Raw genomic sequence first — 26,220 nt, forward strand, 5'->3', positions numbered from 1 at the left:
TGTTTGAGCAATGCCCGCACCGTTTCCTGGCAAAGGCGTCTGTTAGCGCTCCCGCACCCGCAACAACAACAGGAGGCCAACACCGAAAAAGACCAGGATGACGGACATGCCTGCGGGTTGGCTGGCAGTCAGGGCGGTTACCACGCCGACGGTAAGCGGGGCCAGGAAGCTGGTGACCTTTCCGGAGAGCGCCAGAAGGCCGAAATACTGGGTCACGTGCTGCGGCGGGGCTATGCGGACCAGAAGACTGCGGCAGGAGGCCTGCAACGGGCCGGACACCGCGCCGATGACACCGCCGAGTGCAATGAACACCTGTTCCGGCAGCGACGCGAAGAGGGCACCCTCGGGGGCAGCAGCGGTCTTGATGACAAAGAACACCGTTGTCCGGTCGATGGAGATCATGCCGAGGCCGCAGATCATCAGAACGATGAGCGAGAAGACAATCACCGGCTTGGCCCCGAAACGATCATCCATCGGCCCGCCCAGCAACAGGCCCAGTGTTCCGGTGATGGTCAGGATGATGCCGAAAGTACCGATTTCGATGGATCCCCAGCCAAGCTGGCCGGCGGCATAAATTCCGCCGAACGCGAAGAGGGCGACAAGGCCATCCTTGAAGATCATGTTGGAGAGAAGAAACAGGAAGATATTCCTGTTGGTGCGTGCCTGGGCCAGGCTCATGCGCAGGTTTGCAAGGCCGGCGCGGATGGCCGGACCGATCTTTGCCTGGTGCGGCACGTCCGGCACGAACAGGAACATCGGCAACACGAAAACGAGATACCAGAGCGCGGAGAACGGCCCGACGGCGCGATCGCCTTCCTGGGTCGCCGCATCAAGACCCAGAACCGGCTCGAAACCCAGCAGGGTCTTGCCCGACTCGGGGCTGGCGGCGAAAAATCCGAGGGCGATCACCAGCGTGACCAGTCCACTGGCGTAGCCGAGTGCCCAGCCGAAACTGGACAGGCGTCCGATGCGTTCCGGCGGCACCAGCGAAGGCATCATGGCGTTGTTGAAGACGGTCGCGATTTCGATGGACAGCGTGCCGATGGCAAAGGCGACAAGCGCGATGGCGATGCCGTTCGGGCTTCCCGGAGCGGCGTACCAGAATGCCCAGCAACAGATGACAAACGGCAACGAAAAGAGAAGGATCCAGCGTTTTCGCCGGCCTGTTGCGTCCGCGATCGAGCCCAGTACCGGTGCTGCAAAGGCAATGCAGAGTCCGGCGGCCGCAGTTGCGTATCCCCAAAGCGATTGGCCTTCGGCCGGGGTCGCGGCCAGCGTCGAGGCAAAGTAAGGCGCAAAGACGAATGTGGTGATCAGCGTGAAAAAGGGCTGTGCTGCCCAGTCGAACAGGGCCCAGGAGAGGACGGCGCGCCTGTCGGTAGATTGCAACGGGATGTCTGAAACGGTTGTCATGGAAAAGGGCAACTCGCTGCCTGGGGGATCAAGGCCGGGACGAGCCCAACTCATTCATGCATACCGCTTCCCGCTCTTGAAGCCCACAGGTGTTTGCGAATATCCGGTGTCTGTTGCAGGAGAGAGTTTCGGTTGGCGTATGCGGCCCATCCTTCGAGACGCCGCTTGCGCGGCTCCTCAGGATGAGGGTGTGGGAAGGTAGGCCTCTCACCACCCTGGCAAGACATATCACCTCAACCTGAGGAAGCGTATAGCGCTGTCTCCAAGGTCGGGCCTCAGCCTCCATGCGCCTCCAGCGGATCCAAAAAGCGGACAACGAAGCGTCCGTGAGCAAGGTTCTCAAGGCCCCAACCGCGTCATCCCGGACACCGCGCAGCGAAGATCCGGGATCGGTGAGCCAAAGACCATCTTGGGAAGGTGCGCTTTGCCTTGGGTGCCGCTGGCTCTCCGTTCCCCGCTCGCGCATAGCGTTGCCGGGGCGAGGGCAATACCGCTGAAAAGCCAAGGCCGGCAGCGGAACTGCCGGCCCCATAACGCGATTTCCGCCCGGTTACGCGGTGCCGCAGATTTCCGCGAGCAGGCTTGCCGCCACGGAGAATTTCGACACGCTGAGACCGCCGTCGAGGATTTCGGAAACAGAGCGTTTGCGCCGGCCCACTTCCGCCTCGTGTTCTTCCAGCCAGCTTGTAAAACCGCCGGCGCGAACGGCCGCGATGGCCAGGGCGCGCTGCGCGGAGACCAGCATGGCCCGTGCCCGGTCGAGCGCGAGGCCGTCGTAGTAGTCCCGGACGTCGAGATCGTTGGCGAGTTCGAGCATCGCACCGAGCTGGAAGTGGTGAGCAACTTCGAAATAGGCCCTTGCAGCCGTATCCAGATCTGCCCCGGTTTCTTCCGACACGATGACGATATCGGGAATGGCCCGCTCGGCCGGCAGCCAGGCGATCCGCCGGGCGAGACTTTCCGGAACACCCTGCTCCACGAAGGCTGCGGTGCGCTCCGCCAGGACCGCGGCGGGTTCTTCCGGCAAGACCGCTTCCAGGCGGTCGCGCAGTGCGGCGATACCTGCACGGAACCGCTCGACAACGGCAAACAGGCCCTTGTCAAAGGACACGTTGCGCTTGAACCAGACGACCCGTTCCAGAAGCAGCGACTGGATTTCCGAATAGAGCTCCAGCTGCAGAGCGCCGTCGATCTTCGTGTCGAGCTGGTCGATCTCCGTGTTGAGATCGGTCAGGTCGTAGCTGTTGCGCACGGCAACGAAGCCCTGAGCGATTTCGGTCGCGGTTGCGTCGGTCTGGTCACGCAGACGGGTGATGAAGGTCGCCCCGCCCCGGTTGATCATCGAGTTGGCCAGCATCGTGGCGATGATTTCACGCCGCAGGCGGTGGCCGCTGATCTCGTCCTTGTAGGTGTCGGCCATCTGGTCCGGGAAATAGCGGAACAGTTCACGGGCCAGATAATCGTCGTCCGGAACCGAGCTTTCCAGCAGCGCGTCGTAAAGCGTGATCTTGGCATAGGCCAGCAGCACGCCCAGTTCGGCGCGGGTCAGCAGCAGCCCGGCCTTGCGCATCTCGTCGAGTGTTGCCTCGTCCGGCAGCTGTTCGACCACCCGGTCCAGAAGGCCTGCCTGTTCCAGCTGGCGCATCATGCGCACCTGGTAGCCGAAGTCTTCCATGCCGCGCAGTTCGGTCATGGAGATGGCCAGGGTCTGCAGGTAGTTGTTCCGCAACACGAGTTCGGCGACCTCGTCGGTCATTTCGGCCAGAAGTTCGTTGCGCTGCTCGATGGTCAGCTTGCCGGATTTCACCGCGGCGCCGAGGGCGATCTTGATGTTGACCTCCATGTCCGAGGAGTTCACCCCGGCGGAATTGTCGATCGCATCGGAGTTGCAGCGTCCACCCTTCTTGTTGAACTCGATACGGGCGAGCTGGGTCAGGCCGAGGTTGGCACCTTCGCCGATCACCTTAGCGCCGATTTCCGATGCGGTGATGCGGATCGGGTCATTGGCGCGATCGCCCACATCGGCGTCCGTCTCGGACTTGGCGCGAATATAAGTGCCGATACCGCCGAACCACAGCAGGTCGACTTCCATCTTCAGGATGGCGGTCATCACTTCCTGCGGCGTTGCGCTGCCCTTGTTCAGGTTGAGCAGGGACTGCATCTCCGGTGAAAGCGGAATGGACTTGAGCTGGCGCGAGAAGATGCCGCCACCCTTGGAAATCAGGTCGGTATTGTAGTCCTTCCAGGACGAGCGGCCGAGGTCGAACATCCGCTTGCGCTCTTCCCAGGTCTTTGCCGGGTCCGGATCCGGATCAATGAAGATGTCGCGGTGATCGAAGGCCGCGATCAGTCTGGTTGCCTTCGACAGCAACATGCCGTTGCCGAAGACGTCGCCGGACATGTCGCCGACACCGGCCGCCGTGAAGGGCTGGGTCTGGATATCCCGGTTCATCTCGCGGAAGTGCCGCTTGACCGCTTCCCAGGCGCCGCGTGCGGTGATGCCCATCTTCTTGTGATCGTAGCCGGCGGACCCGCCGGAGGCGAAAGCATCGCCCAGCCAGAAGTGCCTTCCTTCCGAAATGCCGTTGGCCGTATCGGAGAAAGTGGCTGTGCCCTTGTCGGCTGCAACCACCAGATAGGGGTCGTCACCGTCATAGCGCTGCACGCGCTCCGGCGGCAGGATGTTGTCCTCGCCGAGGTTGTCGGTCACGTCCAGAAGGGCGTTGATGAAGATCTTGTAGCTTTCGGTGCCTTCCTTGAACCAGGCATCGCGATCGCTCATCGGCGGCAGGTTCTTGGGCACGAAACCACCCTTGGCACCGACCGGGACGATCACTGCGTTCTTCACCTGCTGTGCCTTCACCAGACCGAGCACTTCGGTGCGGAAGTCCTGCGGCCGGTCAGACCAGCGCAGGCCGCCACGGGCAACCATGCCGAAACGAAGGTGCACGCCTTCCACGCGGGGGCTGTAGACGAAGATTTCCCGGAACGGACGCGGTTGGGGCAGGTCGTCGATCTGGCGGCTGTCGATCTTGAAGGCAAAGGTTGGCTTGGGCTGACCCTTCTTGTCGAGCTGGTAGAAGTTCGTGCGCAGGATCGATTCAATCGTGTTCTGGAACCGGCGCAGGATGCGGTCGTCGTCAAGGCTGGCGACGTCCTCCAGATCGGCGGTCAGTTCGCTTTCCAGCCGTTCCGTGCCGAGGTCCCGGTCCTTTTCGGTGACATCCGGGTTGAAGCGCAGGTGGAACAGTTCCACCAGTTTGGCTGCGATCTTCGGGTAGTTGTTGAGCGTGGACCACATGTAGTCTTCGGAGAAGCGGATGCCGGCCTGGCGCAGGTATCTCGACAGCGCGCGGATCACCGCCACGTCGCGCCAGGCAAGCTCCGCCGTCAGCACCAGGCGGTTATAGCCGTCGTCCTCCGCCAGCCCGGTCCAGACTGCCATGAACATGCTTTCCAGCCGGGGGTGCAGCTGATCGGAAAAGACGATGTCTTCGCCGCTGCGCGATTCCAGCGTCATTTCGTGCAGGTAGGACATGGGGGCATCGGCCGGCGTGATGCGGTAGGTCCGCTCGTTGATCACGCGGAAACCCATGTTTTCCAGAAGCGGCACGCGCGCGGACAGCGGGATCGGCGAACCGCGGTGATAGACCTTCAGCGACAGGCGGCTGTCCCTGGTGCCTGCCTGGCGGTGGAACGTGATGGTGGTGTCGTTCTTGTCGGACAGGGTTTCCAGCTTGACGATGTCGAACAGCGCGGACTGGGCGTTGTAGACTTCCTTGTAGCCGCCATGAAACGAAAGCGCGTAGCGGTCGGCCAGCTTGCGGGCCTGTGAAGGCGCGAATTCGTCCTTGAGCGCATCGCGCACACTGTCGGACCAGGTGCGCACCATGTCGGCAACGGCAGCCTCCAGCTCTTCCTGCTGGGGCGTCGGCGTTTCCCCGCGATCGCGGCCGATGATGTAGTGAACCCGCGCCAGCGGACCTTCTGGATAGGTAACGTACCAGGCCGACACGCGTCCTTCATAGACCGAGGCCAGATAGGTGCCGACGTTCAGGCGAACTTCGGTGGAATAGCGGTCACGCGGGACGAAGACCAGAATGGAGACATAGCGGTCGAACTTGTCCGGGCGGGACAGCACGCGAATGCGCGGGCGCTCGTCCAGCTGCAGGATGGCGATGGAAAAGTCGAACAGGCGCTCCCGTTCGATCTGGAACAGCTCGTCACGCGGGAAAGCTTCCAGAACGTTGCGGAGGGCGCGACCGGAATGGCTTTCCGACCCGTAGCCGGCGCGGGCCAGAACGCTGGCAACCTTGCGGCGCAGGAACGGGATGGTGCTGGTCGGTTCGGTATAGGCGGTCGAGGCGAACAGGCCGACAATGCGCAGCTCGCCGTTCATGTTGCCTTCGTCGTCATAAAGCTTGGCGCCGACGTAATCCATGTGCACGCGTCGGTGCACGGTGCTCTTCACGTTGGCCTTGGCGATGATCAGCGGTTCGGGTTTCTTCAGGAACTCGCGAATTTCCGGCGTGATCTGCACGAACTCCGTGCCGCGGCGGAGAACGCGCACGTCCGGGTCGGACAAGAGGCCGAGACCCGTGCCCTCATGGGGGGAAAGCTCGCCCTCCTCGACGCCGCCTTCGAACATGTATTCGCGCATGCCGAGGAAAATGAAGTTGTCGTTCTCCATCCACTCCAGGAAGTGGATTGCCTCCCACAACTCATCGCTGCTGCCGGGAATTTGCGTGGTCTTGTAGGTGTCGATGGCCTCCGCCAGGCGTTCCTGCATCGGCTTGAAGTCCGACACGACGGCGCGGACATCGGACAGAACCTTGTCGAGCCGCGCCTTGAGGGCCGCGCGGGCTTCGGGCGAATCAATCCGTGTCACGTGGATATGGATGAGGCTTTCCTGCCGGTCGGTCCGCTTCGGTGGTTTCTTGCGGGCCGTGGCGCTTGTCAGTTTGCCGTTGTCATCCCGTTCCACGATGAAGATCGGGTGCAGAACCAGATGCACTTCGATCTTGCTTTCCTGCAGCTCGTCCATGACGGAATCGACCAGGAAGGGCATGTTGTCGTTGACGATCTCGATAATCGAGACGCCCTTGACCTTGCTGCCCTGGGCCTTGAACGCCGGATCGGCGATGCTGACACGATGCGTGCCGAGTTCGTGGTTCTGGAAATCCTGCCAGGCGTCCCGGGCAAAGCCGGTCAGCTCTTCCGCGGTGTAGGCCACCAGGTCTTCCGCTGCGCCCCGGTCATAAAAGGCGCGGGAAAACTCGGCGAGAGCCGGATCTTCCTGATTCAAGGTTGCTTGGACCGCGTCGATGAGTTTGAGTTTCTCGACGTCGTGTTTGTCCGGCATTTTCCATCCCCTTAGGCGATCGTATGGTTTGGCTCTGTCGCTCGCTCGTTCTAAGACTTAAGTTCATATTTCAGCGACATAAACGGTTTCATGACGGGAGGAGCAAATTGTCAAGTAAAGTCACGGCCTTGCAAATCGATTCAAATGTAACATTGAGTGAAAAGACACAGGCTTATTTCGACTTGTGCCAGGAGAAGCTGGGTCTCGTTCCCAACGTCCTCAAGGCATATGCGTTCGACGAAACGAAGCTGCGCGCCTTCACCGACATGTACAACGACCTCATGCTGGGCGAATGTACACTCTCCAAGCTCGAGAGGGAGATGATTGCCGTTGCGGTATCCGCGGTCAACCGCTGTTTTTATTGTCTGACGGCTCATGGTGCTGCGGTGCGCGAGCTTTCCGGGGACCCCGTGCTGGGGGAACTGATGGTGATGAACTACCGCGTTGCGGACCTTTCGCCAAAGCAGCGGGCGATGCTCGACTTCGCCGTCAAGTTGACGGAGAAGCCGGCGGAAATCGTGGAAAGCGACCGGCAAGCCCTTCGGGATGTCGGGTTTACGGATCGCGACATCTGGGACATCGCCTCGGTAACGGGCTTCTTCAACATGTCCAACAGGGTGGCTGCGGCGTCCGACATGCGCCCGAATGATGAGTATCACTCAAGGGCCCGTTGAGATAACGGAGCGTCGCGCGGCGGTGACAAGCCGCGCGATTGGGTGTATGACGCTTGCGATTTTGCACCGATCTGCCTGACGGCTTTCGGGCCCTGGGGTTCGAAACTGGCGGCGATCATGAGAGGGAGAGGAACGGGCGATGGTTGCGCGCGTGTTTATTGATGGTGAAGCCGGTACGACGGGTCTGCAGATCCGCGAGCGCCTTGCCATGCGCCGCGACCTTGAGCTGATCTCCATTCCGGACGAAAGCCGGAAGGATCCGGCAGCCCGGGCCGACTACCTCAACAAGGCCGATATTGCCATTCTTTGCCTGCCGGATGCGGCGGCCAAGGAAAGTGTTGCCCTGATCGAGAACGACACCACCCGTGTGATTGATGCGTCCAGCGCCCACCGGGTTGCCGAGGGCTGGGCCTACGGTTTTGCCGAAATGGACCTCGACCAGGCCGACATCATCGCCGCAGCCATGCGCGTTGCCAATCCGGGCTGCTGGCCGCAAGGCCTGATCGCGGCGGTTCGTCCGCTGATCACCGCAGAGCTGCTGCCGTCGGACTTCAACCTGACCTATTTCGGCATCTCCGGGTATTCCGGTGGTGGCAAGGGCATGATTGCCGATTACGAAGCCGCCGGAACCAGCGCAAATTCGTTTGCGCCGTACGCGCTCGGGTTCAATCACAAGCACCTTCCGGAAATGACGGAATACGGCCTGCTCGACGCAGCTCCACTGTTCACTCCGACTGTTGGCGATTTCTACAAAGGCATGCTGACGGTGGTTCCGTTGAACCTGGCAGGCCTTGCCAAAGTGCCGACGGGCGAGCAGCTGCATGCGGCGATCGCCGATCATTTCGCTTCGGCACCTGGCGGTTTTGTCGAGGTCGCGCCGCTGGAAGCGCTCGAGAAATCCGACAGCCTCAACCCGCAGGCGCTCAACGACACCAACAAGCTGCATCTGCACGTCTTTGCAAATGACGCCAGGGCGCAGGCCGCGATCGTTGCCGTCTACGACAACCTGGGCAAGGGCGCGTCCGGCGCTGCGGTCCAGAACCTCAATCTGATGCTCGGTGTCGATCAGACAACCAGCCTTGCCGCGTAAGCGGCATCCGTTTTCAGGCCTTTCAGGAGAGAAGAAGAATGGAAAAATTTGAGACCCTGACCGGTGTCGCAGCCCCGTTGCCGATCGTGAACATCGACACGGACATGATCATTCCGAAGCAGTTCCTGAAGACGATCAAACGCACCGGCCTCGGCACCGCGCTGTTCCACGAAATGCGCACCAACGACGACGGATCGGAGAACGAGAGCTTCGTTCTCAACAAGGCTGCCTACCGCAATGCCAAGATCCTGATCGCCGGTGACAACTTCGGCTGCGGTTCCTCACGCGAGCACGCACCCTGGGCGCTGCTTGATTTCGGCATCCGCTGCGTGATCTCCACATCGTTCGCCGACATTTTCTACAACAACTGCTTCAAGAACGGCATTCTGCCGATCCAGGTTTCCGAAGACGAGCTGGAAACCCTGATGCATGCGGCAGAGCGTGGCGCCAACTTCACGCTGACGATCGATCTGGAAAGCCAGGAAATCAAAGGTCTTGAAAGCGGCGATATCGCCTTCAAGATCGACAGTTTCCGCAAGCATTGCCTGATCAACGGCCTCGACGACATCGGCCTGACCATGGCGAAGGCCGGTGAAATCGACACCTTCGAAAGCAAGATGGGCAACGACCGTCCCTGGGTCTGAGCCGGACTGCAATGACTTTTGAAAAGCCGGGTTTCACGACCCGGCTTTTTTGTTTTGGTTGCCTCAGGTTCTTTAAGGCGCGCGGCGCGTCGCCAAGACCTGATCCTCCACTCACAGGGTCAATCCTCCGGATTTCGATCACGACAACCGCATTCAGCCGTGTTGTCCTGAAGCCCATCAACCTTGTCATCCCTGCGCAGGCAGGGATCCAGTATTCACTGGGTTCGCAAGGTTTTCGAAGTCTGATCCCACGGCGTACTGGATCCCGGTCTTGCCGCTGACGCGACAAACCGGGATGACAAAGAATGCGGGAATGAGTGGTTCCAAATCGGATTGAATACAAAGGGGCGGCGCCGAAAGGCGCTTGCCGGTGAAGCGGGACAGGGAAAGCTGGATAACCGCCTCTCATCTTCTTCACGCAGGCTTGAAAAGCTTTTCAGTGTCCTTGAACGTTTCGTGCGATAGTCCGAACGCATGGATATGATGACCTTGGCACCATACGCTCCCTGGACCGACCGACGCGGCAACCTTTCCGGTCTGCGATTGGCTGTATTCATTGCCGTGCTTCTTCCGGCGTTGCAGATCTTCTACAGCCTCGCCTTCGGGCCAGTGCTGCCGGAGCCCTTCGAGATGGAGCTTCATGCCAGTGGCGACTGGACGGTGCGCTTCCTGCTTGTGACCCTGGCGGTAACGCCGCTGCGGAGGATCTTCTCCTGGAACAGGATCGTCGGTGTCAGGCGCATGCTGGGTGTGACAGTGCTTGCCTATGCGCTCTTGCACCTGGGGCTTTACACTGCGCAGGAAAGCTGGAACCTCGGCAAGGTCGTGTCTGAAATCGTTCTGCGTTTTTATCTGACCATCGGCTTTGTCGCGCTGTTCGGGCTGGCGGTGCTGGGTGCGACCTCCTTTGACAGCGCCATCCGCAAACTCGGGCGGAACTGGCAGCGGCTGCACACCCTGATCTATCCGATCGGCGTTCTCATGCTGTTCCACTTCTTCCTGCAGTCCAAGTCGGACGTCACGCAGGCCACCTTGATGGCAGGCCTTTTCGTGCTGCTGATGATCTACAGACTTGCTGTCAAGGCAGGCTTCAGCCTTGCAAACCCGCTGGTTCTGGCGGTTTGCGCGCTGCTGGCAGCTGCAGGGACTGCCGGGATCGAATTTGCCTGGTACGCACTTGCCACCGGCATTCCTGCCGACCGGGTGTTTCAAGCCAACTTCGCCCTTTCCGTTGCAATCCGTCCGGCTATCTGGGTCGGGATCATCGGGCTCGGGGTTGGTTTGGCGGCAATAGTTCAATGGATCGGCGGATTGCTCGGCCCCAAGCTGGGGCTGAAACGGGCGTAAAATATCGCCGAGCCTTCACCACCCACTACCATCATCCCGTGGCTTTGCCCTCGGACCCAAGTCGAGTGCCTTCCATCCCGGTCGGGTGTTTCATGCGGAAAGGTCACGGCATGGATTGCCTGGTCTGGCCCGGCAATGACGGAAAGAGGGTGTGGTCTCAGGAATTGGACCCGGTCTGGTTGGGGAGCCACCCCATGATGGGAGAAGCCGAGTTTCCAGGTTTCCCAGTCCCGTCATCCCATGGCTTGACCATGGGATCCATGCCGATCCCCTTATCTTCTGATGAGCTTGGATGTGTGGAACGGCCAGGATTACCGGATTACGTCCGGCAAAGACGGCGACACGTGAAGATTATCTCCAGGGAATGCGAAGACCCGCCGAGACTCAGACCCTGCCGCTGTTTGAATTGCGAGACAATCAGCGTCGGGACTTTTGCCCTACGACTGTTTCTCGTCGTCGCGCACGCGGCGTTCGGCGTTGATCTGCTCCAGTTCGGCCATCTTTTCGCCGATGGGGCGCAGGGCTGAAACCGTTTGGCGGAACTGGTTGGCGCGCTGGTCGAGCATGCGCTGTGCAAGTTCCGGGAATTCCTGGATCATGCGTTTGAAGAGCGCGCGGCGAATGCGGATGATGCGTACGCCGTCAACGGCTTCTGCCCGGCAAGGGCGCTTGTTTTCCGCAAGAAGAGCCGTCTCGCCCAGCAGTGTGCCCTGACCGACGCGCTCGATTTCCTCAAAGCCGTCCTTGGTCCTCGTCTGCAGGCTGACCGTGCCGCTGGTAATTACCAAACCGCCATCGGCGCGGTCGCCCTGATCGAACAGGCGCTGGCCGCGGTTGTAATCCATGCTTTCGGCGCTGAAGGCGAGCAGACGCAGCTGATCGTCCTGAAAGTCCGAAAGCATCGGGATTTGTTTGAGAATCGCAATGTCTTGGGCAAGGCTCATGCCCAAGAAATACGCCGATTACCGGTTACGGCACAAGCTTATATCCACCGGCTTCTGTGACAAGAAGCTCCGCATTGGACGGGTCACGCTCGATTTTCTGCCTGAGGCGGTAGATGTGGGTTTCCAGCGTGTGGGTGGTCACCCCGGAATTGTAGCCCCAGACCTCATGCAGCAGCACGTCGCGGGTCACGGGCTTTTCGCCGGCGCGGTAGAGGAATTTCAGGATGGAGGTTTCTTTCTCCGTCAGGCGAACCTTGGAGCCGCTGTCGTCCTGCATCACCTTGGCGGCGGGCCGGAACGAATAGCGGCCGATGGCGAAGGTGGCGTCTTCGCTCTGTTCGTGCTGGCGCAAATGTGCCCGGACACGGGCCAGAAGCACGGCAAACTTGAACGGCTTGGTGACATAGTCGTTGGCACCGGCCTCAAGCCCCAGGATCGTGTCGCTGTCGCCGTCATGACCGGTCAGCATGATGATCGGTGCCTTGAAACCGCCCTTGCGCAGCAGCTTGACCGCTTCGCGCCCATCTATGTCCGGCAGGCCGACGTCCATCAGCAGCAGATCGACGTGCTCTTCCTTGGCCATGGCGATGCCGGACGTGGCCGAATCCGCCTGGATCGTCTCAAATTCATCGTAAAGCGACAGCTGCTCCACCAGCGCTTCGCGCAGTTCGGTATCATCATCGACAATCAAAATCGTGCGGGCGGTCATCGTCGCGTCCCTCGCCAGAATCCAAAATCTCTTCACGACGACTTGTGCAAAGGACACAAGCGCGTTCCTGCTTCTATGTGCGTGGGAAATTGTTCCCGCACAAGCGGTGTCCCGTCAATTCTTCTTCACGCGGGGTTTAGGGGTGGTTTATCAAGAAGACCGGCGGAGCGGACAGGCGGAACGGACAGGATCATGAAAACCTTGAAAAAATCGGCGGGAATGCTGGAGGTTCGTGCGTCGCCTCTGAACCGGACACGCGGCGTGCTCAGTCTTGGGCGGATCACGGTCCCGTGTGCGCTCGGCCGGTCGGGCATTGTCATGCGCAAGCGCGAAGGCGATGGCGGCACGCCGGTGGGCCGGTTCGAATTGCTGCACGTCTACTATCGCCCGGACCGGGGCTTGCCGCCGGCAACGCTGCTGCCGACCGAGCCGCTGACACCGGCGTCGGGCTGGTGTGACGATCCTGGCCACCGCCTGTACAACAGGCCGGTGCAACTGCCTTTTTCGGCCAGCCACGAGAAGATGTGGCGCGACGACAGGCTCTACGACATCGTCGTCGTGCTGGATTGCAACCTGAACCCGGCCGTGAAGGGCCAAGGTAGCGCGATCTTCTTTCACATCGCGCGGCCGGGCTATTCGCCGACGGAAGGCTGCGTTGCCGTTTCGCCGGAACACATGCGCCTGATTCTTCAGAACATCGGCCTTGGCGCGGAGATGGTGATCCACGCCTGAGCCGGCCCGAACAGTCTTAAGGATTGGCACTGACCTGTGGCCGGTAGATGGTGAAACTGCCACTGACCGTGGTCGAGGTCCTGACGCCTGCGTCATCGGTTGTCGTTGCCGTGCGAATTCCGAAACCGTTGCGCTTGATGGTCTGGTCGTCGGTGACGTTGCTTTCCAGAAAGGTCGCCCTGTTGCCGTTGACGCTTTCCAGGATCGCCGTGTGCCGCGGTTCGCCGCGGGACATCGTCTGTTCCTCCCAGCTGCCGTCGGGCTGGGTTACACGAACCGTGACTTCGAAGCGGGTGAACTGGAAGACGTCGCCCGGCCGGGCGTCCGACAGGTTGTTGATCACCCGTCCCCAGACATAGGTGGAGGCCGGCTTGTTGAAGCCGACGTGCCGGAAAGCGTTGTCGACCAGCGTCCAGCACTGGCCATCGCCTTCCACCCGGCCAAGTCTCTCGGTGGCGAAATTGATCAGGCGTTGCGCCTGTTGAGCGTTTACGTCGGGCATGATCGTTATCCTTCATAACTGCCCCATGGACGCAATATTAGGTCGGCATGACCGCCAACTCTGTAACCCGCATCACGATTCCGTTGGCAATGAGGGCAACCGAACGCGCCTTGCCGCGTTTTTTGAAAAGTGTCTCACAGGCAGAGACGGCGGCCAACCGCATAGGTTTCCGCGGTCTTGTCTGGTATGACGAAGTTCGGGTTCACGGAGATAATCACGACATGCGCTGGAAAGGCCGCCGCGGCAGCAGCAACGTTGAAGACAGGCGTTCGATGGGCGGGAGACCACGCATGCGCGTCGGTGGCCGCCGGGTGAGAGGTGGTGGCCTCGGATTGACGGGCCTCCTGATAATCGTCGGCATTGCCTGGCTGACCGGCATCAACCCGCTGACACTTCTCGGCCAGCTGGATGGCGGGGGCGGTTACGATACGCAGTCCTATCAGACGCAGGCCCCTCGCAGTGCGGCCGACCAGGAAACCGCGCAATTTGTCTCCGTCGTACTGGCCGACACGGAAAACACCTGGGGCCAGATCTTCGAAAACGGTGGTGCGACGTACCCCGAGCCTACGTTGGTGCTGTTTTCAGGGTCGGTTTCATCAGCCTGCGGATATGCCAGTGCGGCCACCGGCCCATTCTACTGCGGAGCCGACAGCAAGCTTTACATCGACCTGTCCTTCTATCAGGAACTGGCAAACCAGCTGAATGCGCCGGGTGATTTCGCACAGGCCTATGTGCTGGCGCATGAAGTCGGTCACCACATCCAGAACGTGCTTGGCGTGCTGCCGGAATTCCAAAAGGCCCGGCGTACGCTCAGCAAGGCGGAAGGCAACGCTCTATCGGTACGTGTCGAGTTGCAGGCCGATTGTTATGCCGGCATCTGGGCGCATTATGCCGCCCGGCAGAAAGGGTTTGTCGAGGAAGGCGATATCGACGAGGCACTGAACGCGGCCAGCCGGATCGGTGACGATACGTTGCAGCGCCAGGCTCAGGGCTATGTCGTGCCGGAAAGCTTCAACCACGGTACCTCTGCGCAGCGGGCGAGCTGGTTCAAGAAGGGTTTCCAGTCCGGCGACCTCAATGCCTGCGACACGTTCAGCGCGGCGAGCCTGTAAGGGCACCAACACATCGCGTCATGCCATGGCACGTCCATGGCATCCATGCCGCTTGATCGGTTCTTTTCCCTACGCTTCCGGCTTTGAAAGGCCACGGATGGATTGCAGGGGCAAGCCCTGCAATGATGACCAAGTGATAACGGGCTGGCGCGTTTACGCATATCTGCGATGACTGCCTGCCCCACTGGTAATTTGCGGTGTTTTCCGCCATATAGGGGCAAATGTCCGCAAGATGGCGGACGCTTTTCCTTGAAGCTTTGAAGAAGTGCGACCGGTATGGCGTCTGAAACCAGACCCTTTTTGAAGATGAACGGCCTTGGCAATGATTTCGTGGTCTGGGATGCGCGTGAAAAACCGCTGCGCCTGACACCCGAAGCCATTGCCGCATTGGGAGACCGCGAGACGGGTATCGGTTTCGACCAGATGATCACCGTTGAACGGTCCTCGCTGGGTGTCGATGCCTTCATGCGCATTCACAACCGCGATGGCAGTGAAGTGTCCGCCTGCGGCAACGCCACGCGCTGCATCGGCCGTCTGCTGATGGAAGAAGCCGGCAAGGAGCTTGTTACCATCGAGACCGGTGCCGGGCTGCTGCACGCGTTCGATGCCGACGGCCCGCGCAGCGTGACTGTCGACATGGGCGTACCCCGGCTTGCCTGGAACGAAATCCCGCTTGCAGAAGAGTTTGCCGACACGCGTGCGATCGAACTTCAGATCGGGCCTATCGATGACCCGATCCTGCACACGCCGGCCGTCGTCAACATGGGCAATCCGCACGCGATCTTCTGGGTCGACGACGTGGAAGCCTATGAGCTTGAGCGGGTGGGTCCCTTGCTGGAACACCATCCGATCTTTCCGGAATACGCCAACATTTCGCTGGCCCATGTGTTTGATACCGACCAGATCCGGGTAAAGGTTTGGGAACGCGGCGTCGGCCTGACGCTGGCCTGTGGAACGGCTGCCTGTGCGGTTGGGGTTGCCGCTGCGCGTGATGGCCGGACCAGCCGCAAGACCACCATCCATCTGCCGGGCGGTCCCATCGGGATCGAATGGCGCGAGAGCGACAACCACGTGCTGATGACCGGTCTGACGGAAGTGGAATTCGAAGGCGAGGTCGATCTCGATACCCTGGCCTGGCGCAAGACCGCCACGGGCGACACCCCGCTGGCGGCTGGAGCCGCGTCATGAGCATCGATGTCGTGACCTTCGGCTGCCGGCTCAATGCATATGAGTCGGAAGTGATGAAGCGCGAGGCGGAGGCTGCCGGCCTCAAGGACGCCATCCTCATCAACACCTGTGCCGTTACCGGCGAGGCGGTTCGTCAGGCCCGCCAAGCCGTGCGCAAGGCCAAGCGCGACAACCCGAACGCCAGGGTGATCGTCACCGGCTGCGCCGCGCAGACGGAAAGCGAGACCTTCTCCTCCATGGAGGAAGTGGATCTGGTGCTCGGCAACACGGAAAAGCTTGAGCGCAAGTCCTATCAGGACGTTGCCGCCTTCGGCGTTTCCGAAACCGAGAAAGTGCGCGTCAACGACATCATGAGTGTCGAGGAGACCGCAGGCCATCTGATCGATGGGCTGACGGGCCGTGCGCGTGCATTCGTGCAGGTCCAGAACGGTTGCGATCACCGCTGCACCTTCTGCATCATTCCCTATGGCCGGGGCAATTCCCGCTCCGTGCCGATGGGCGTGGTCATCGACCAGATCAAGCGCCTTGTCGACAATGGCTACAACGAGATCGTGCTGACCGGTGTCGACATCACCTCCTATGGCGCGGACCTTCCGGGGACCCCCAAGCTGGGCACGCTGTCGGCGAAGATCCTGAAGATGGTTCCGGACCTGAAGCGCCTGCGGCTGTCTTCCATCGATTCCATCGAGGCGGATGACGACCTGATGCGGGTGATCGCCGAAGACGAACGGCTGATGCCGCATCTGCATCTGTCGCTCCAGGCCGGTGACGACATGATCCTGAAGCGGATGAAGCGGCGCCACCTGAGGGCCGACACGATCCGCTTCTGCGAAGAGGTTCGCCGCCTGCGGCCGGACATGGTTTTCGGTGCGGACATCATCGCCGGCTTCCCGACGGAAACCGAGGACATGTTCCAGAATTCGCTCCGGATCGTCGACGAATGCGGCCTGACGCATCTGCACGTCTTTCCATTCTCGCCGCGCAAGGGCACACCGGCAGCGCGCATGCCGCAGCTGCCGCGCAATGTCGTGAAGGAACGCGGCGCGCGCCTCAGGGCCAAGGGCGAGGAAGCGCTGGTCAGGCACCTTCAGGCCGAGGTCGGCAAGACCCGCCCGGTGCTGATCGAGAAGGAAGGCCTTGGCCGGACTGAACAATTCACGCAGGTCGAGCTGGGCAGCGGCAATGCCGGTGAGATTGTCGAAACCAGAATTATCGGACATACCGGCCGCCATCTTCTGGGCGAAGCCCTTTCCAGGGCTGCCTGAGGAAAGGTTCAGGGTTCGGGTGGTGACGAGCTGGCCTGTGGTGTGTGTCAGATTGGATTGAAGCCGGACAAACAGCCTCATCCTGAGGAAGCGCGCAGCGCTGTCTCGAAGGATGGGCCGCTTGCTCCGTGTATGCTGCCCATCCTTCGAGACGGTCCTGTCGGACCTGCTCAGGATGAGGCGGAATGTGTGGCCACTTCAGTTGCGACAGTTTAAGAACGCAGTAATGGGCAGATTTTTTAAGGCAGGTTCATGAGCGAGAAAAAGCGCGGCTTTCTTGGACGTCTCTTCGGCGGCAAAAGCAAACCGGAAGACGAGGCTGCTCCGGCCGCAGAGGATGCGGCACAGAAAGCAACATCCGCAGAACCGCAGGAAGATGACCCGGCACTCGACGTCGAGATGGACGTTCGGCCTGTCGCGGCGCTGAACGAGCCGTTCCAGCCGATCGCAATGGATGTCAGCCCTGGTATCGTTCCGGAACTTTCGCCAATGAAGCCGGCGGTGGAGCCGGAAGACATTCTGCCAACCGACACGGGACCCGACGTCGAGTCCGAGCAGGCAGAAACACCGGAACCTGAAGCGCCCCGGCCGGAAGAGCCCGAAAGCCAAGAATCCGCAACGCCAGAACCTGCAACACAGGCACCGGAACCGCAGGCACCGGAAATACAAACGCCTGAAACGGCCAGCGCACCGGAACCGGTTATCGAGCCGGCCCCCGCAGAAGCGCCTGTTGCCGCGCCAGTGCCCGCCGCACCGGTGGAACCTGTTGCCGAAGAGCCGAAACTGTCCTGGTTCCAGCGATTGAAGAACGGCCTGTCCCGGTCTTCCGCATCGCTCACCGAAGGCATCAGCTCGATCTTCACCAAGCGCAAGCTGGACGCCTCCATGCTGGAGGAGCTGGAGGATATCCTGATCCAGGCAGACCTTGGTGTCGACACGGCGATGGCGATTACCGACCGTCTGTCCGACGGGCGCTACAACAAGGAAATTTCGCCGGAGGAAGTCCGGGCGATCCTGTCCGAAGAGGTCGAGAAGGTGCTGGTTCCCGTCGCCAAGCCGCTCGATCTCGATACCGGCAAGAAGCCGCATGTGGTGCTGATGGTCGGGGTCAACGGTACGGGCAAGACCACCACCATCGGCAAGCTGTCACAGAAGCTGCGTTCCGAAGGCAAGACCGTCATGCTGGCGGCCGGCGATACCTTCCGTGCGGCCGCGGTGGAACAGCTGAAGATCTGGGGTGAGCGCACCGGGGCTGAAGTGATTGCGCGCGATACCGGCGCGGATGCCGCCGGACTTGCCTATGACGCGATGAAGGAAGCGCAGGCGAAGGGCGTCGATGTGCTTCTGGTCGATACCGCCGGCCGGCTTCAGAACAAGGCCGAGCTGATGGATGAGCTGGAGAAGGTCATCCGCGTGATCAAGAAGCACGACCCGGAAGCTCCGCACACGGTCCTGCTGACGCTCGATGCGACGACAGGCCAGAATGCGCTCAACCAGGTCGAGATCTTCGGCAAGGTTGCCGGCGTGACCGGTCTGGTGATGACTAAGCTCGACGGAACCGCCCGGGGCGGGATCCTGGTCGCGATTGCCGCCAAGCACGCAATGCCGGTGCATTTCATCGGTGTCGGCGAAGGTGTGGCAGATCTCGAGCCCTTCTCGGCCAAGGATTTTGCCAGCGCGATTGCAGGCATGGCTTAACGCGATCGTCCCGCAAGGCGCTGGACCCGTTCGTTTGGGCGCCTTGCGACATTTGCAAAGCAGCGCCGGGGAACCTCGCAGCCCGACGTGCGTTTAGTTAGCGTCGAAGTCTGGCGCGCGCGGAAACCCTTCTACTGACGGCAGCCGGGCACAAGCGCGGAAAGGCCGTCATGATTTCCAGATTGTTGCACTCGTTTCTTGTTGCTCTGCTGCTGTTTCTGCCCGGAGCACTGCCTGCATCTTCACAATCAGAAAGCCCTGCCGGAGCCATCACCGCCATGCCCGGCGCCGGCGACGATCAGGCCATCGAGCAGCGTATCAACGGCATCTATAACCAACTCGACGGGCTTTCCGGAATTTCGGTCGTCGTAAGATCAGGTGTGGTCAACCTGAACGGAACCGTGACCGAGGCAAGCCTTGCCACAAAGGCCGAAGAGCTTGCCGGCCGTGTCGACGGCGTCGTCGCGGTCCAGAACAATCTCACCGAGGAAACCGCGCTGGAGGAACGTCTCGTTCCGGTTTACGAGCGCTTGCAGGCGCGCCTGTCCCAAGGGGTGAACTATCTGCCGCTTGCCCTGGTTGCCCTGCTCGTCTGGATGCTGGCCAGTGCGGCCGGACTGCTGATCGCGCGCTTTGAATGGCCCTGGAACAGGCTCACGCCCAATGCCTTCATTGCGGATCTTGTCAGGCAGCTGATCAGGATCCTGTTCTTCACGATCGGGATCGTTCTTGCGCTGGATGTGCTGGGCGCCACTGCCGTCATCGGCACACTGCTTGGAGCAGCCGGCATTGTGGGTCTGGCGGTCGGCTTTGCTGTCCGGGACACGGTCGAAAACTATATTGCCAGTATCATGCTCAGCATCCGGCAGCCGTTCAACCCGAAGGACTTCGTCCGGATTGAAGGCTACGAGGGCTTTGTCATCAGTCTCACGTCGCGTGCTACGATCCTGATGGAAAAGGACGGGAACCATATCCGCATCCCCAACGCCATCGTCTTCAAGAGCACCCTCGTCAACTTTTCCACCAATCCACGGCGCCGCTTCGTCTTCGAATTGGGCGTCGATGCGGAAAGCAACCTCGACAAGGCGCTGGACGTTGGTTTGATGACGCTTCGCCGCCAGGAGTTCATTCTTCAGGACCCTTCTCCCGATGCCTGGATCGAAGCGTTGGGAGATTCCAACGTTGTTCTGAGTTTTGTGGGCTGGATTGACCAGACGCGGACCGATTTCCAGAAGGCCCGTTCCGAGGCGATGCGCCTCGTCAAGCTGGCGCTTGAATCAAACGGCTTCTCCCTGCCGGAGCCCATCTACCGGTTGAGGTTCGACGATGCGCCTGCGCTGGAGAGCCTCCTGCCGGACAGGCAGCAGGGGGATGAGGACCGCAGGAAGATCGCCCGTAAAGAGGCGGCGTTTCCGCAATCGGCAGAAGTGCCGAACGATACGGAAGCCGACCGGGATCTTGAAAAGCAGGTTGAACTGGAACGAAAAGCCGCCCAGTCGGACGACCTTCTCGATGAGCATGCGCCGAAGGAATTCGGGGCTAAATCAGCCAGGTGATCCTGACAGACAGGCGATTAATGAAGCAAATCCTGAGCAGCGTGTCAGGAAAGGCTGACCCTGCGCCATCGGGATTCGACAAAGGAGTAGATGGCAAAAACCATCAGGCCAACTGCCAGCGCGAACAGCAAGACCTGCCCATAAGGCAAACCCTGAATGTATTTCAGAGCATCCAGAGTGCTCGGCAGATCGCCGCCGGAGGTTGAGGCGCCCTCGATGCCAAGCCAGATCATTGCCGACAGAAGGGCGAACACGATCCCGCGTGCACCGAGGCCAAGAACCGACACGACGTGAACAATCCGCATCGGGGCTTCGTTTTCATCGAAGTGCTTGCTGTATCGGCCTGAACAGGCCTTCCACCAATGCGCAACCGCTATTCCCAGAAAGACAAGGGACAAGCCAGTCACGAATACCCGCTGGCCAAGAGCTTGCGAGATAGCGTTCATCAGGCCCGGCAGCAGTTTGCCATCATCCGTGCCCGTAATTCCGAGCAGGCCAATGGCGTAGAGTGCGAGCGCGCTATAGGTGGCGGCGCTTGCCAGAAGGGCCAGGCGCACGACGATCCCCTGCAGGTCCCGTCCATGGTTGTCCGCGTCCAGAACGGCCTGAACCAGCCGCCAGACGACAAAACCGAACAGGCCTGTCACAAGGACAGCCACCAGAACAGAGCCGAAGGGTTGGGACAAGAGAGTTACAAGGGCGCCTTTGGTTCCCTTGCTGCTGCCTGCGCCGATGGACGCGAGAATGGCAAAGAAAGATATGATGCCATAGACGATGCCGCGTGAAAGATATCCCGCGCGTGCGGCAGCTTGTAACCAGTGCGAGTACTTCATTCCCCTGGTCTTTCCGCCATCCCGGCATTTTCACAATCGGTAAAGCGCTGTGCGCCGGCTCCGCCAGAACGATTGGCGGGCCGACCAGCGGGCGGCGCCAGAGGGCGTGGTTGCCAAACCTGCAATATTCGGGAGGTTACCCCGGCTCAGCCGAGGCCGAGAAACGACAGGATGGCAACAACCACGACGACAAGTCCGACGAGATAGATAATGTTGTGCATGTTCAATTCCTTGCCAGAAACGGAAAAGGGCCGGACGCTGGGTGAACGGCAGGGGGCGGCCGTTCGTGGCGGGGGCTTGCGTCCGGCCCAAACTGTTGGAGATCGTCTGCCGGGGGCGCGGCAGGGTTACCGGGGCTAGGTTAGACCAGTCCGATGAAGGACAGGATCGCGCCGACAACGACGACGAGACCGACCAGATAGATGATACCGTTCATGCCTCTCTCCTTTCGTTGGAGAGAGAACTCGTCAAACAGGAAATGGTTCCGAGGAATCGAACAGGGAGCGAAAAATCAGCTTCCCGGTTGCCAGTCTTCCGGTGCCATGACGAAGCCTTCGAACTGAAATCCGGGGGCAACCGTGCAGCCGACCAGGGTCCACGCACCGAGCGAGCGGGCCTGCTGCCAGCCGTCACGGGGAACGATGCCTTGCGGGCGCTCGCCGGCCAGAAGGTCATTGCCCAGGGTCAGCACCTGCCGGGTGGTGCCGTCGGTGCTGATGGAAAGTTCCAGTGGGCTGCCGGCATACCAATGCCAGGTCTCGACCGCGTCAACCTTGTGCCAGCGGGAGAGAACGCCTTCGGGAAGCAGGAAATAGATCAGGGTAGATGCAGCCCGGCCGCCATCAACGGTGACGCTGTCGCGGAAGGTTTCGGCATAAAAGCCACCTTCCGGGTGCGGCTGCATGTCGAGAAGGTCGACGATCTTTTCGGCGGTCAGGCTGGCAGTAGAAGTCATGAAAAGTCCCGGCTGGATCAACTGGATTTCCGGGACGGGATCGCTCAGGAGGATTTCGACCCGGTGCAGAAAGCCAGATCATCAATGGTTTCGCGCAGGGCTGCAACCACTTCCTCGTAAAGAAGCTGCATGTCCAGCCTGTGTCCGCCGCCCAGATGACCCGGTATCGGTTCGGCCTGGCCGACGATGCGGCTGACCACGTCCCGTGCGCGCTGCTCCGCGGAGCGTGTCAAGTGGTCTTCGGAACTCGCAGGTGTCATGGTGTGTGCCCCTTCATGATCACGATGGCGTGCATATGGGGGCAACCAGTCGTTGTTTTAAGCCTTCCGGCCAAGAAAAACCGGAAGGCGGTGCAAGAATTCTGCTGCGGGACCTATAGGTATGATCAAGCGTTGTCCTTGCGCATGCGGATCTCGGAAAAGACTTCGGCAGCACTTTTGCCTTCCATGCCGAGTGCAGCGGCGACAGAAGCTTCACCTGCACGCAGGAACGGGTTCGTTGCTTTCTCTTTCGCCATGGTCGTTGGCAGTGTCGCGGCGCCTTTCTCGCGCAGCGCGGCAACTTCGTCTGCCCGCGCCTTCAGATCGGCGTTGTCCGGGTCGATTGTCAGGGCGAAGCGTGCGTTGGCCTGCGTGTATTCATGGCCGCAGTAGATGGTGGTGTCATCGGGCAGCTGGCGCATCAGTTTGGCAAGCGACGACCACATCATGTCCCTGTCGCCCTCAAAAACACGGCCGCACCCGAGCGAAAACAGAGTGTCGCCGGTGTGGGCCACCTTGATGGAGGCGTTGTACCAGGAGATCTGATCCAGTGTGTGGCCCGGGGTCGAGATCGCCTTGATCTCGTAAGGTCCGCACCGGACGTCGTCGCCGTCTTCCACGGTGCGGTCGAACTCGGCAATCTTCAGGCGTGAACGCTCGGGACCGATGACGGTCGCGCCAGTTTTCCGCTTGAGTGTGCCGAGACCCTGGACATGGTCCCAATGGTGATGGGTGATCAGAATATGCGTCAACGACCAGCCGGTCTGCTCCAGCGCCTTTTCGTAGGCATCGGCGTCGGGCACGTCGACGGCAATGGTCGTTCCGGTGTCGGTGTCGTGAATCAGCACGCCGAAATTGTCGTCGAGACAGGTAAACTGGTGAATTTCGGTGGTGTCGCTCAAGGCCATGAAACGGCTCCCTGCTGAGATCTGTCGGTTGAGATGCAGACTGGCAAAGTCAGGCGCCAAGGGCAAGGCAAGAGATCTTGCGCTCTCCCGCCGTTCCATGTTCAATCGCCGCGACCCTTCTTGACCGAGCAAGGCTGAATGTATCTCGACGTCGTTCATTTGCGCGCTTTTTACGATTTGCCACTCGGCAGGCTGCTTCGCAGCCTGATCGGCGCCCCTATCCGCAAGATGTGGCCGGACCTTACCGGCCAGGCTCTGCTCGGTATCGGTTACGCGGGCCCGTTCATGCGGCCCTACCTAGACACGGTCGACCGGGCGATCGCCGCCATGCCCGCTCCCCAGGGCGCGGTTCACTGGCCGCGCGAGCGGGATAGCGCCTGTGCGCTGGTGGAAGACCAGGACCTGCCGTTTCCCGATGCCTATTTCGACCGGGTGATGCTGGTACACGCTCTCGACCATTGTTCGGACCCTGCGGCCGTCCTCAGGGAGGCCTGGCGGGTGCTGGTGCCGGGCGGGCGACTGATCGCCGTCGTGCCGAACCGGCGCGGCCTGTGGGCGCAGTCGGAGCTTTCCCCCTTCGGCTATGGCCGGCCTTATTCGGGCAGCCAGCTCAAGGATCTTCTGAAGAGCTGCCAGTTCAACGTGACCGAGGACAAGGAAGCCCTCTTCATGCCGCCCTCGCGCGCCCGCACCATCCTGCGCGCGGCCCGCACCTGGGAAGGCATCGGCCGGCGCATCTGGCCCGCCTTTGGCGGTGTTCTGATCATGGAAGCGGAAAAGGTCGTCTTCCAGAGCCTGCCCGTCGACGGCAAGAAAAGCCGCTTCCGCGTTCTGCGGCCTGTCTTCATTCCCGAAGGCGTCGCGACAGGGCTGAAGCCTGTCAGGTCCGTTCATCGGGCGGAGACGGGCGACTTCTAACAGCCTCTGAGCCGTCATTCCGGACTAGCGCTGCAGAAGGCTGCGCGACGATCCGGAATCCAGCGCGCCAGTGTGAGCGCAGTGAACTCGATAAGGTTTTATCGGTGCGCTAATCGCGCGAAATATGTCTGGGTTCCGGATCTGCGTTCGGCTTCGCCTCCCTTGTCCGGAATGACGGCCGAAGGTTATCGAACCAGCTTACCGCTTCAGCAGGAACACGGCCTGTTCGGCGACGATGTTCCACACCCACCAGGGGGCGTTGACCGGGATCTTGTTGCCCCGGCCGCTGAGGGCGATGGCCTTTTCGACGTTCGCGTCCAGTTCCCGGCAAAGCTCGACGAAATCGCGCAGCGAGCAGAAGTGGATGTTCGGCGTGTCGTACCATTCGTAGGGCAGGTACTTGGTCACCGGCATGCGGCCGCGGAACAGGAGCTGGGCCCGGTTGCGCCAGTGGGCGAAGTTCGGGATCGAGATCACGACCTGATTGCCGATGCGCAGGAGCTCGCTGACGACCTTTTTCGGTTCGCGGGTTGCCTGCAGGGTCTGGCTCAGGATCACGACGTCGAACGCCCCGTCCGGATAGTCGGACAGGTCCTGGTCGGCATCGCCCTGAATCACCGACAGGCCGCGGGCTACGCAGCGGTTGACGCCTTCCTGGGACAGTTCGATGCCGCGTCCGTCCACCTGGCGTTCGCGCACCAGAAGGTCGAGCAGCTCACCGTCGGCCGACCCGATGTCGAGCACGCGGGCATTGTGCGGTACCAGCGAGGCGACAACCTTGTGGTCGCCGCGCACGTCTCCGCTCTTGGTCTGTCTTGGAGCCAGGTTCACGGGATCAGACCTCCTCACCCGGTGCGGGCAGGCCGCGGGCGTGTGCTGCGCCGGTGACGAAGCCGGAAATGGTCTGGAACATCTCCGGCACGTCCAGCAGGAACGAGTCGTGACCCCGGTCGCTTTCGATCTCGACGAAGGAGACGTTGGCCGCCGCCGCATTGAGCGCCTTGACCACGCGCCGGCTTTCGGACGTGGGGAACAGCCAGTCGGATGTGAACGACATGACGCAGAAACGTGTTTTCGTTCCCTTGAAGGCGTTCGCCAGAGAGCCACCGAACTGATGCGCCAGGTCGAAATAGTCCATCGCCCGGGTGACATAGAGATAGGAATTGGCGTCGAACCGGTCGACGAAGGTCATGCCCTGGTGGCGCAGATAGCTCTCGATCTGGAAATCCGCGTCGAAACCGAAGGTGACATTGTCCCGGTCCTGCAGGTTGCGGCCGAATTTCTGGTGCAGGGATTCGTCGGACATATAGGTGACATGCGCCGCCATGCGGGCAACCGCCAGGCCCTTGGTCGGCCTTTGTCCTTCCTGCAGGTAACTGCCGGCGCACCAGTTCGGGTCGGCCATGATTGCCTGCCGGCCGACTTCGTGGAAGGCGATGTTCTGGGAAGTGTGCCGCGCGGCCGCGGCAATCGGTACGGCCGAAAACACGCGCTCGGGATAGCTGGCCGCCCACTGCAGCACCTGCATGCCGCCCATGGAGCCGCCGATGACCGCAAACAGCGTGTCGATGCCAAGATGATCGACAAGGCGCGCCTGTGCCCGGACCATGTCGCGAATGGTGATGACAGGCAGTGCAAGGCCGTAGGGTTGCCCTGTCTCCGGGTTGATGGAGGCCGGTCCTGTGGTGCCGAGGCAGCCGCCGAGAACGTTGGAACAGATAACGAAATAATGATTGGTGTCGACCGGCTTGCCGGGGCCGACCATCTGGCTCCACCAGCCGGGCTTGCCGGTCACGGGATTGGTAGAGGCCACATACTGGTCGCCCGTCAGGGCGTGGCACACGATGACGGCGTTGGACTTGTCCGCGTTGAGCTCGCCATAGGTTTCATACGCAATCTGCCAGGGGCCAAGCTTTACGCCGGCATCGAGCTCCAGCGGTTCTTCCGCGTGAAAGCGCGCAAGTTTGCTCGAGGGCGAAACCGCTTCGCTTGCCTTCAGATCCTCCGGGGTGGCTGGACGTGATGTGTCTGCGGACATGGCTCTAAAGAATTATCTGTTGTCCCGGGCGGGAATATTTCAGGCCGGTTGAGCGGGCCACGGTCCGCCACC

General features: G+C 61.0%; 22 protein-coding genes. 11 read left to right on the forward strand and 11 right to left on the reverse strand.

Going from position 1 to position 26,220, the window contains the following annotated elements:
* Positions 1 to 42 precede the first annotated feature (42 nt).
* Both Q666_RS39620 and Q666_RS39625 read right to left on the reverse strand, forming a co-directional pair.
* Complete coding sequence (locus tag Q666_RS39620) at positions 43 to 1,413, reverse strand: MFS transporter (protein WP_023002564.1); 1,371 nt, start codon at positions 1,411 to 1,413, stop codon at positions 43 to 45.
* 550 nt (positions 1,414 to 1,963) lie between these two features.
* The gene (locus Q666_RS39625; protein WP_023002565.1) at positions 1,964 to 6,775 is read right to left on the reverse strand and encodes an NAD-glutamate dehydrogenase; all 4,812 of its coding nucleotides are present in this window, start codon (positions 6,773 to 6,775) and stop codon (positions 1,964 to 1,966) included.
* A 107-nt stretch (positions 6,776 to 6,882) separates the two neighbouring features.
* On the opposite strand from Q666_RS39625, the gene Q666_RS39630 reads away from it, so the two are divergent.
* The 4 genes from Q666_RS39630 to Q666_RS39645 all read left to right on the forward strand — a co-directional run bounded on the left by Q666_RS39630 (position 6,883) and on the right by Q666_RS39645 (position 10,530).
* Complete coding sequence (locus Q666_RS39630; RefSeq protein ID WP_031270047.1) at positions 6,883 to 7,449, forward strand: peroxidase-related enzyme; 567 nt, start codon at positions 6,883 to 6,885, stop codon at positions 7,447 to 7,449.
* 139 nt (positions 7,450 to 7,588) lie between these two features.
* Positions 7,589 to 8,539, forward strand: a complete 951-nt coding sequence (gene argC, locus Q666_RS39635) for an N-acetyl-gamma-glutamyl-phosphate reductase (RefSeq protein ID WP_023002567.1) — start codon at positions 7,589 to 7,591, stop codon at positions 8,537 to 8,539.
* Positions 8,540 to 8,577: 38 nt separating this feature from the next.
* Complete coding sequence (gene leuD / locus Q666_RS39640; protein WP_023002568.1) at positions 8,578 to 9,183, forward strand: 3-isopropylmalate dehydratase small subunit; 606 nt, start codon at positions 8,578 to 8,580, stop codon at positions 9,181 to 9,183.
* 480 nt (positions 9,184 to 9,663) lie between these two features.
* Positions 9,664 to 10,530, forward strand: a complete 867-nt coding sequence (locus Q666_RS39645) for a protein-methionine-sulfoxide reductase heme-binding subunit MsrQ (RefSeq protein ID WP_208993977.1) — start codon at positions 9,664 to 9,666, stop codon at positions 10,528 to 10,530.
* A 437-nt stretch (positions 10,531 to 10,967) separates the two neighbouring features.
* Here Q666_RS39645 and Q666_RS39650 read toward each other — a convergent pair whose 3' ends face one another.
* Both Q666_RS39650 and Q666_RS39655 read right to left on the reverse strand, forming a co-directional pair.
* Positions 10,968 to 11,474 (reverse strand): cyclic nucleotide-binding domain-containing protein, encoded by a 507-nt coding sequence (locus Q666_RS39650; protein WP_023002570.1) that lies wholly within the window; start codon positions 11,472 to 11,474, stop codon positions 10,968 to 10,970.
* 25 nt (positions 11,475 to 11,499) lie between these two features.
* Positions 11,500 to 12,183 (reverse strand): response regulator transcription factor, encoded by a 684-nt coding sequence (locus Q666_RS39655; protein WP_023002571.1) that lies wholly within the window; start codon positions 12,181 to 12,183, stop codon positions 11,500 to 11,502.
* Between the two features lie 192 nt (positions 12,184 to 12,375).
* On the opposite strand from Q666_RS39655, the gene Q666_RS39660 reads away from it, so the two are divergent.
* Positions 12,376 to 12,915, forward strand: coding sequence for a L,D-transpeptidase family protein (locus tag Q666_RS39660; protein ID WP_035907882.1), 540 nt, complete (start codon positions 12,376 to 12,378; stop codon positions 12,913 to 12,915).
* Between the two features lie 16 nt (positions 12,916 to 12,931).
* Here Q666_RS39660 and Q666_RS39665 read toward each other — a convergent pair whose 3' ends face one another.
* Positions 12,932 to 13,417, reverse strand: coding sequence for a hypothetical protein (locus Q666_RS39665; RefSeq protein WP_023002573.1), 486 nt, complete (start codon positions 13,415 to 13,417; stop codon positions 12,932 to 12,934).
* Positions 13,418 to 13,638: 221 nt separating this feature from the next.
* Here Q666_RS39665 and Q666_RS39670 point away from each other — a divergent pair, with 221 nt between their 5' ends.
* The 5 genes from Q666_RS39670 (at position 13,639) to Q666_RS39690 (ending at position 20,236) form a co-directional block, all read left to right on the forward strand.
* Positions 13,639 to 14,529, forward strand: coding sequence for a neutral zinc metallopeptidase (locus tag Q666_RS39670; protein WP_023002575.1), 891 nt, complete (start codon positions 13,639 to 13,641; stop codon positions 14,527 to 14,529).
* Positions 14,530 to 14,805: 276 nt separating this feature from the next.
* Positions 14,806 to 15,717 (forward strand): diaminopimelate epimerase, encoded by a 912-nt coding sequence (dapF, locus tag Q666_RS39675; RefSeq protein ID WP_023002576.1) that lies wholly within the window; start codon positions 14,806 to 14,808, stop codon positions 15,715 to 15,717.
* Entirely contained in the window at positions 15,714 to 16,982 is a 1,269-nt protein-coding gene (gene mtaB / locus Q666_RS39680) for a tRNA (N(6)-L-threonylcarbamoyladenosine(37)-C(2))-methylthiotransferase MtaB (protein ID WP_023002577.1), read from the forward strand. Before dapF ends, mtaB begins: the two co-directional genes overlap by 4 nt.
* Positions 16,983 to 17,234: 252 nt before the next feature.
* Complete coding sequence (gene ftsY / locus Q666_RS39685) at positions 17,235 to 18,680, forward strand: signal recognition particle-docking protein FtsY (RefSeq protein ID WP_023002578.1); 1,446 nt, start codon at positions 17,235 to 17,237, stop codon at positions 18,678 to 18,680.
* A 170-nt stretch (positions 18,681 to 18,850) separates the two neighbouring features.
* Positions 18,851 to 20,236 carry a mechanosensitive ion channel family protein gene (locus Q666_RS39690; protein WP_031270052.1) on the forward strand — a complete coding sequence of 462 codons (1,386 nt, stop codon included), beginning with the start codon at positions 18,851 to 18,853 and terminating at the stop codon, positions 20,234 to 20,236.
* A 44-nt stretch (positions 20,237 to 20,280) separates the two neighbouring features.
* On the opposite strand, the gene Q666_RS39695 is transcribed toward Q666_RS39690, so the two are convergent.
* From Q666_RS39695 to gloB, 4 genes are all read right to left on the reverse strand, one after another.
* Positions 20,281 to 21,069 (reverse strand): DUF1206 domain-containing protein, encoded by a 789-nt coding sequence (locus Q666_RS39695; RefSeq protein WP_023002580.1) that lies wholly within the window; start codon positions 21,067 to 21,069, stop codon positions 20,281 to 20,283.
* Positions 21,070 to 21,580: 511 nt separating this feature from the next.
* Positions 21,581 to 22,024: a cupin domain-containing protein gene (locus tag Q666_RS39700; protein ID WP_023002582.1), complete on the reverse strand. Its 444-nt coding sequence runs from the start codon at positions 22,022 to 22,024 to the stop codon at positions 21,581 to 21,583.
* Positions 22,025 to 22,068: 44 nt separating this feature from the next.
* Positions 22,069 to 22,284 (reverse strand): hypothetical protein, encoded by a 216-nt coding sequence (locus Q666_RS39705; RefSeq protein ID WP_023002583.1) that lies wholly within the window; start codon positions 22,282 to 22,284, stop codon positions 22,069 to 22,071.
* A gap of 125 nt (positions 22,285 to 22,409) precedes the next feature.
* Positions 22,410 to 23,192, reverse strand: a complete 783-nt coding sequence (gene gloB / locus Q666_RS39710) for a hydroxyacylglutathione hydrolase (protein ID WP_023002584.1) — start codon at positions 23,190 to 23,192, stop codon at positions 22,410 to 22,412.
* A 138-nt stretch (positions 23,193 to 23,330) separates the two neighbouring features.
* On the opposite strand from gloB, the gene Q666_RS39715 reads away from it, so the two are divergent.
* Positions 23,331 to 24,110 (forward strand): class I SAM-dependent methyltransferase, encoded by a 780-nt coding sequence (locus Q666_RS39715; RefSeq protein ID WP_023002585.1) that lies wholly within the window; start codon positions 23,331 to 23,333, stop codon positions 24,108 to 24,110.
* A 198-nt stretch (positions 24,111 to 24,308) separates the two neighbouring features.
* On the opposite strand, the gene metW is transcribed toward Q666_RS39715, so the two are convergent.
* Positions 24,309 to 24,941 (reverse strand): methionine biosynthesis protein MetW, encoded by a 633-nt coding sequence (metW, locus tag Q666_RS39720; RefSeq protein ID WP_023002586.1) that lies wholly within the window; start codon positions 24,939 to 24,941, stop codon positions 24,309 to 24,311.
* 4 nt (positions 24,942 to 24,945) lie between these two features.
* Positions 24,946 to 26,148 carry a homoserine O-acetyltransferase gene (locus Q666_RS39725; protein ID WP_023002587.1) on the reverse strand — a complete coding sequence of 401 codons (1,203 nt, stop codon included), beginning with the start codon at positions 26,146 to 26,148 and terminating at the stop codon, positions 24,946 to 24,948.
* Positions 26,149 to 26,220 lie beyond the last annotated feature (72 nt).

The organism is Labrenzia sp. C1B70 (assembly GCF_000475395.1).
GTDB lineage: Bacteria > Pseudomonadota > Alphaproteobacteria > Rhizobiales > Stappiaceae > Roseibium > Roseibium algicola.

Bases quoted from the DNA above. Each gene is read 5' to 3' on its own strand.
- Q666_RS39620 (WP_023002564.1), bottom strand. From the start codon at position 1,413: ATGACAACCGTTTCAGACATCCCGTTGCAATCTACCGACAGGCGCGCC.
- Q666_RS39625 (WP_023002565.1), bottom strand. From the start codon at position 6,775: ATGCCGGACAAACACGACGTCGAGAAACTCAAACTCATCGACGCGGTC.
- argC (WP_023002567.1), top strand. From the start codon at position 7,589: ATGGTTGCGCGCGTGTTTATTGATGGTGAAGCCGGTACGACGGGTCTG.
- leuD (WP_023002568.1), top strand. From the start codon at position 8,578: ATGGAAAAATTTGAGACCCTGACCGGTGTCGCAGCCCCGTTGCCGATC.
- Q666_RS39645 (WP_208993977.1), top strand. From the start codon at position 9,664: ATGATGACCTTGGCACCATACGCTCCCTGGACCGACCGACGCGGCAAC.
- Q666_RS39650 (WP_023002570.1), bottom strand. From the start codon at position 11,474: ATGAGCCTTGCCCAAGACATTGCGATTCTCAAACAAATCCCGATGCTT.
- Q666_RS39655 (WP_023002571.1), bottom strand. From the start codon at position 12,183: ATGACCGCCCGCACGATTTTGATTGTCGATGATGATACCGAACTGCGC.
- Q666_RS39660 (WP_035907882.1), top strand. From the start codon at position 12,376: ATGAAAACCTTGAAAAAATCGGCGGGAATGCTGGAGGTTCGTGCGTCG.
- Q666_RS39665 (WP_023002573.1), bottom strand. From the start codon at position 13,417: ATGCCCGACGTAAACGCTCAACAGGCGCAACGCCTGATCAATTTCGCC.
- Q666_RS39670 (WP_023002575.1), top strand. From the start codon at position 13,639: ATGCGCTGGAAAGGCCGCCGCGGCAGCAGCAACGTTGAAGACAGGCGT.
- dapF (WP_023002576.1), top strand. From the start codon at position 14,806: ATGGCGTCTGAAACCAGACCCTTTTTGAAGATGAACGGCCTTGGCAAT.
- mtaB (WP_023002577.1), top strand. From the start codon at position 15,714: ATGAGCATCGATGTCGTGACCTTCGGCTGCCGGCTCAATGCATATGAG.
- ftsY (WP_023002578.1), top strand. From the start codon at position 17,235: ATGAGCGAGAAAAAGCGCGGCTTTCTTGGACGTCTCTTCGGCGGCAAA.
- Q666_RS39690 (WP_031270052.1), top strand. From the start codon at position 18,851: ATGATTTCCAGATTGTTGCACTCGTTTCTTGTTGCTCTGCTGCTGTTT.
- Q666_RS39695 (WP_023002580.1), bottom strand. From the start codon at position 21,069: ATGAAGTACTCGCACTGGTTACAAGCTGCCGCACGCGCGGGATATCTT.
- Q666_RS39700 (WP_023002582.1), bottom strand. From the start codon at position 22,024: ATGACTTCTACTGCCAGCCTGACCGCCGAAAAGATCGTCGACCTTCTC.
- Q666_RS39705 (WP_023002583.1), bottom strand. From the start codon at position 22,284: ATGACACCTGCGAGTTCCGAAGACCACTTGACACGCTCCGCGGAGCAG.
- gloB (WP_023002584.1), bottom strand. From the start codon at position 23,192: ATGGCCTTGAGCGACACCACCGAAATTCACCAGTTTACCTGTCTCGAC.
- Q666_RS39715 (WP_023002585.1), top strand. From the start codon at position 23,331: ATGTATCTCGACGTCGTTCATTTGCGCGCTTTTTACGATTTGCCACTC.
- Q666_RS39725 (WP_023002587.1), bottom strand. From the start codon at position 26,148: ATGTCCGCAGACACATCACGTCCAGCCACCCCGGAGGATCTGAAGGCA.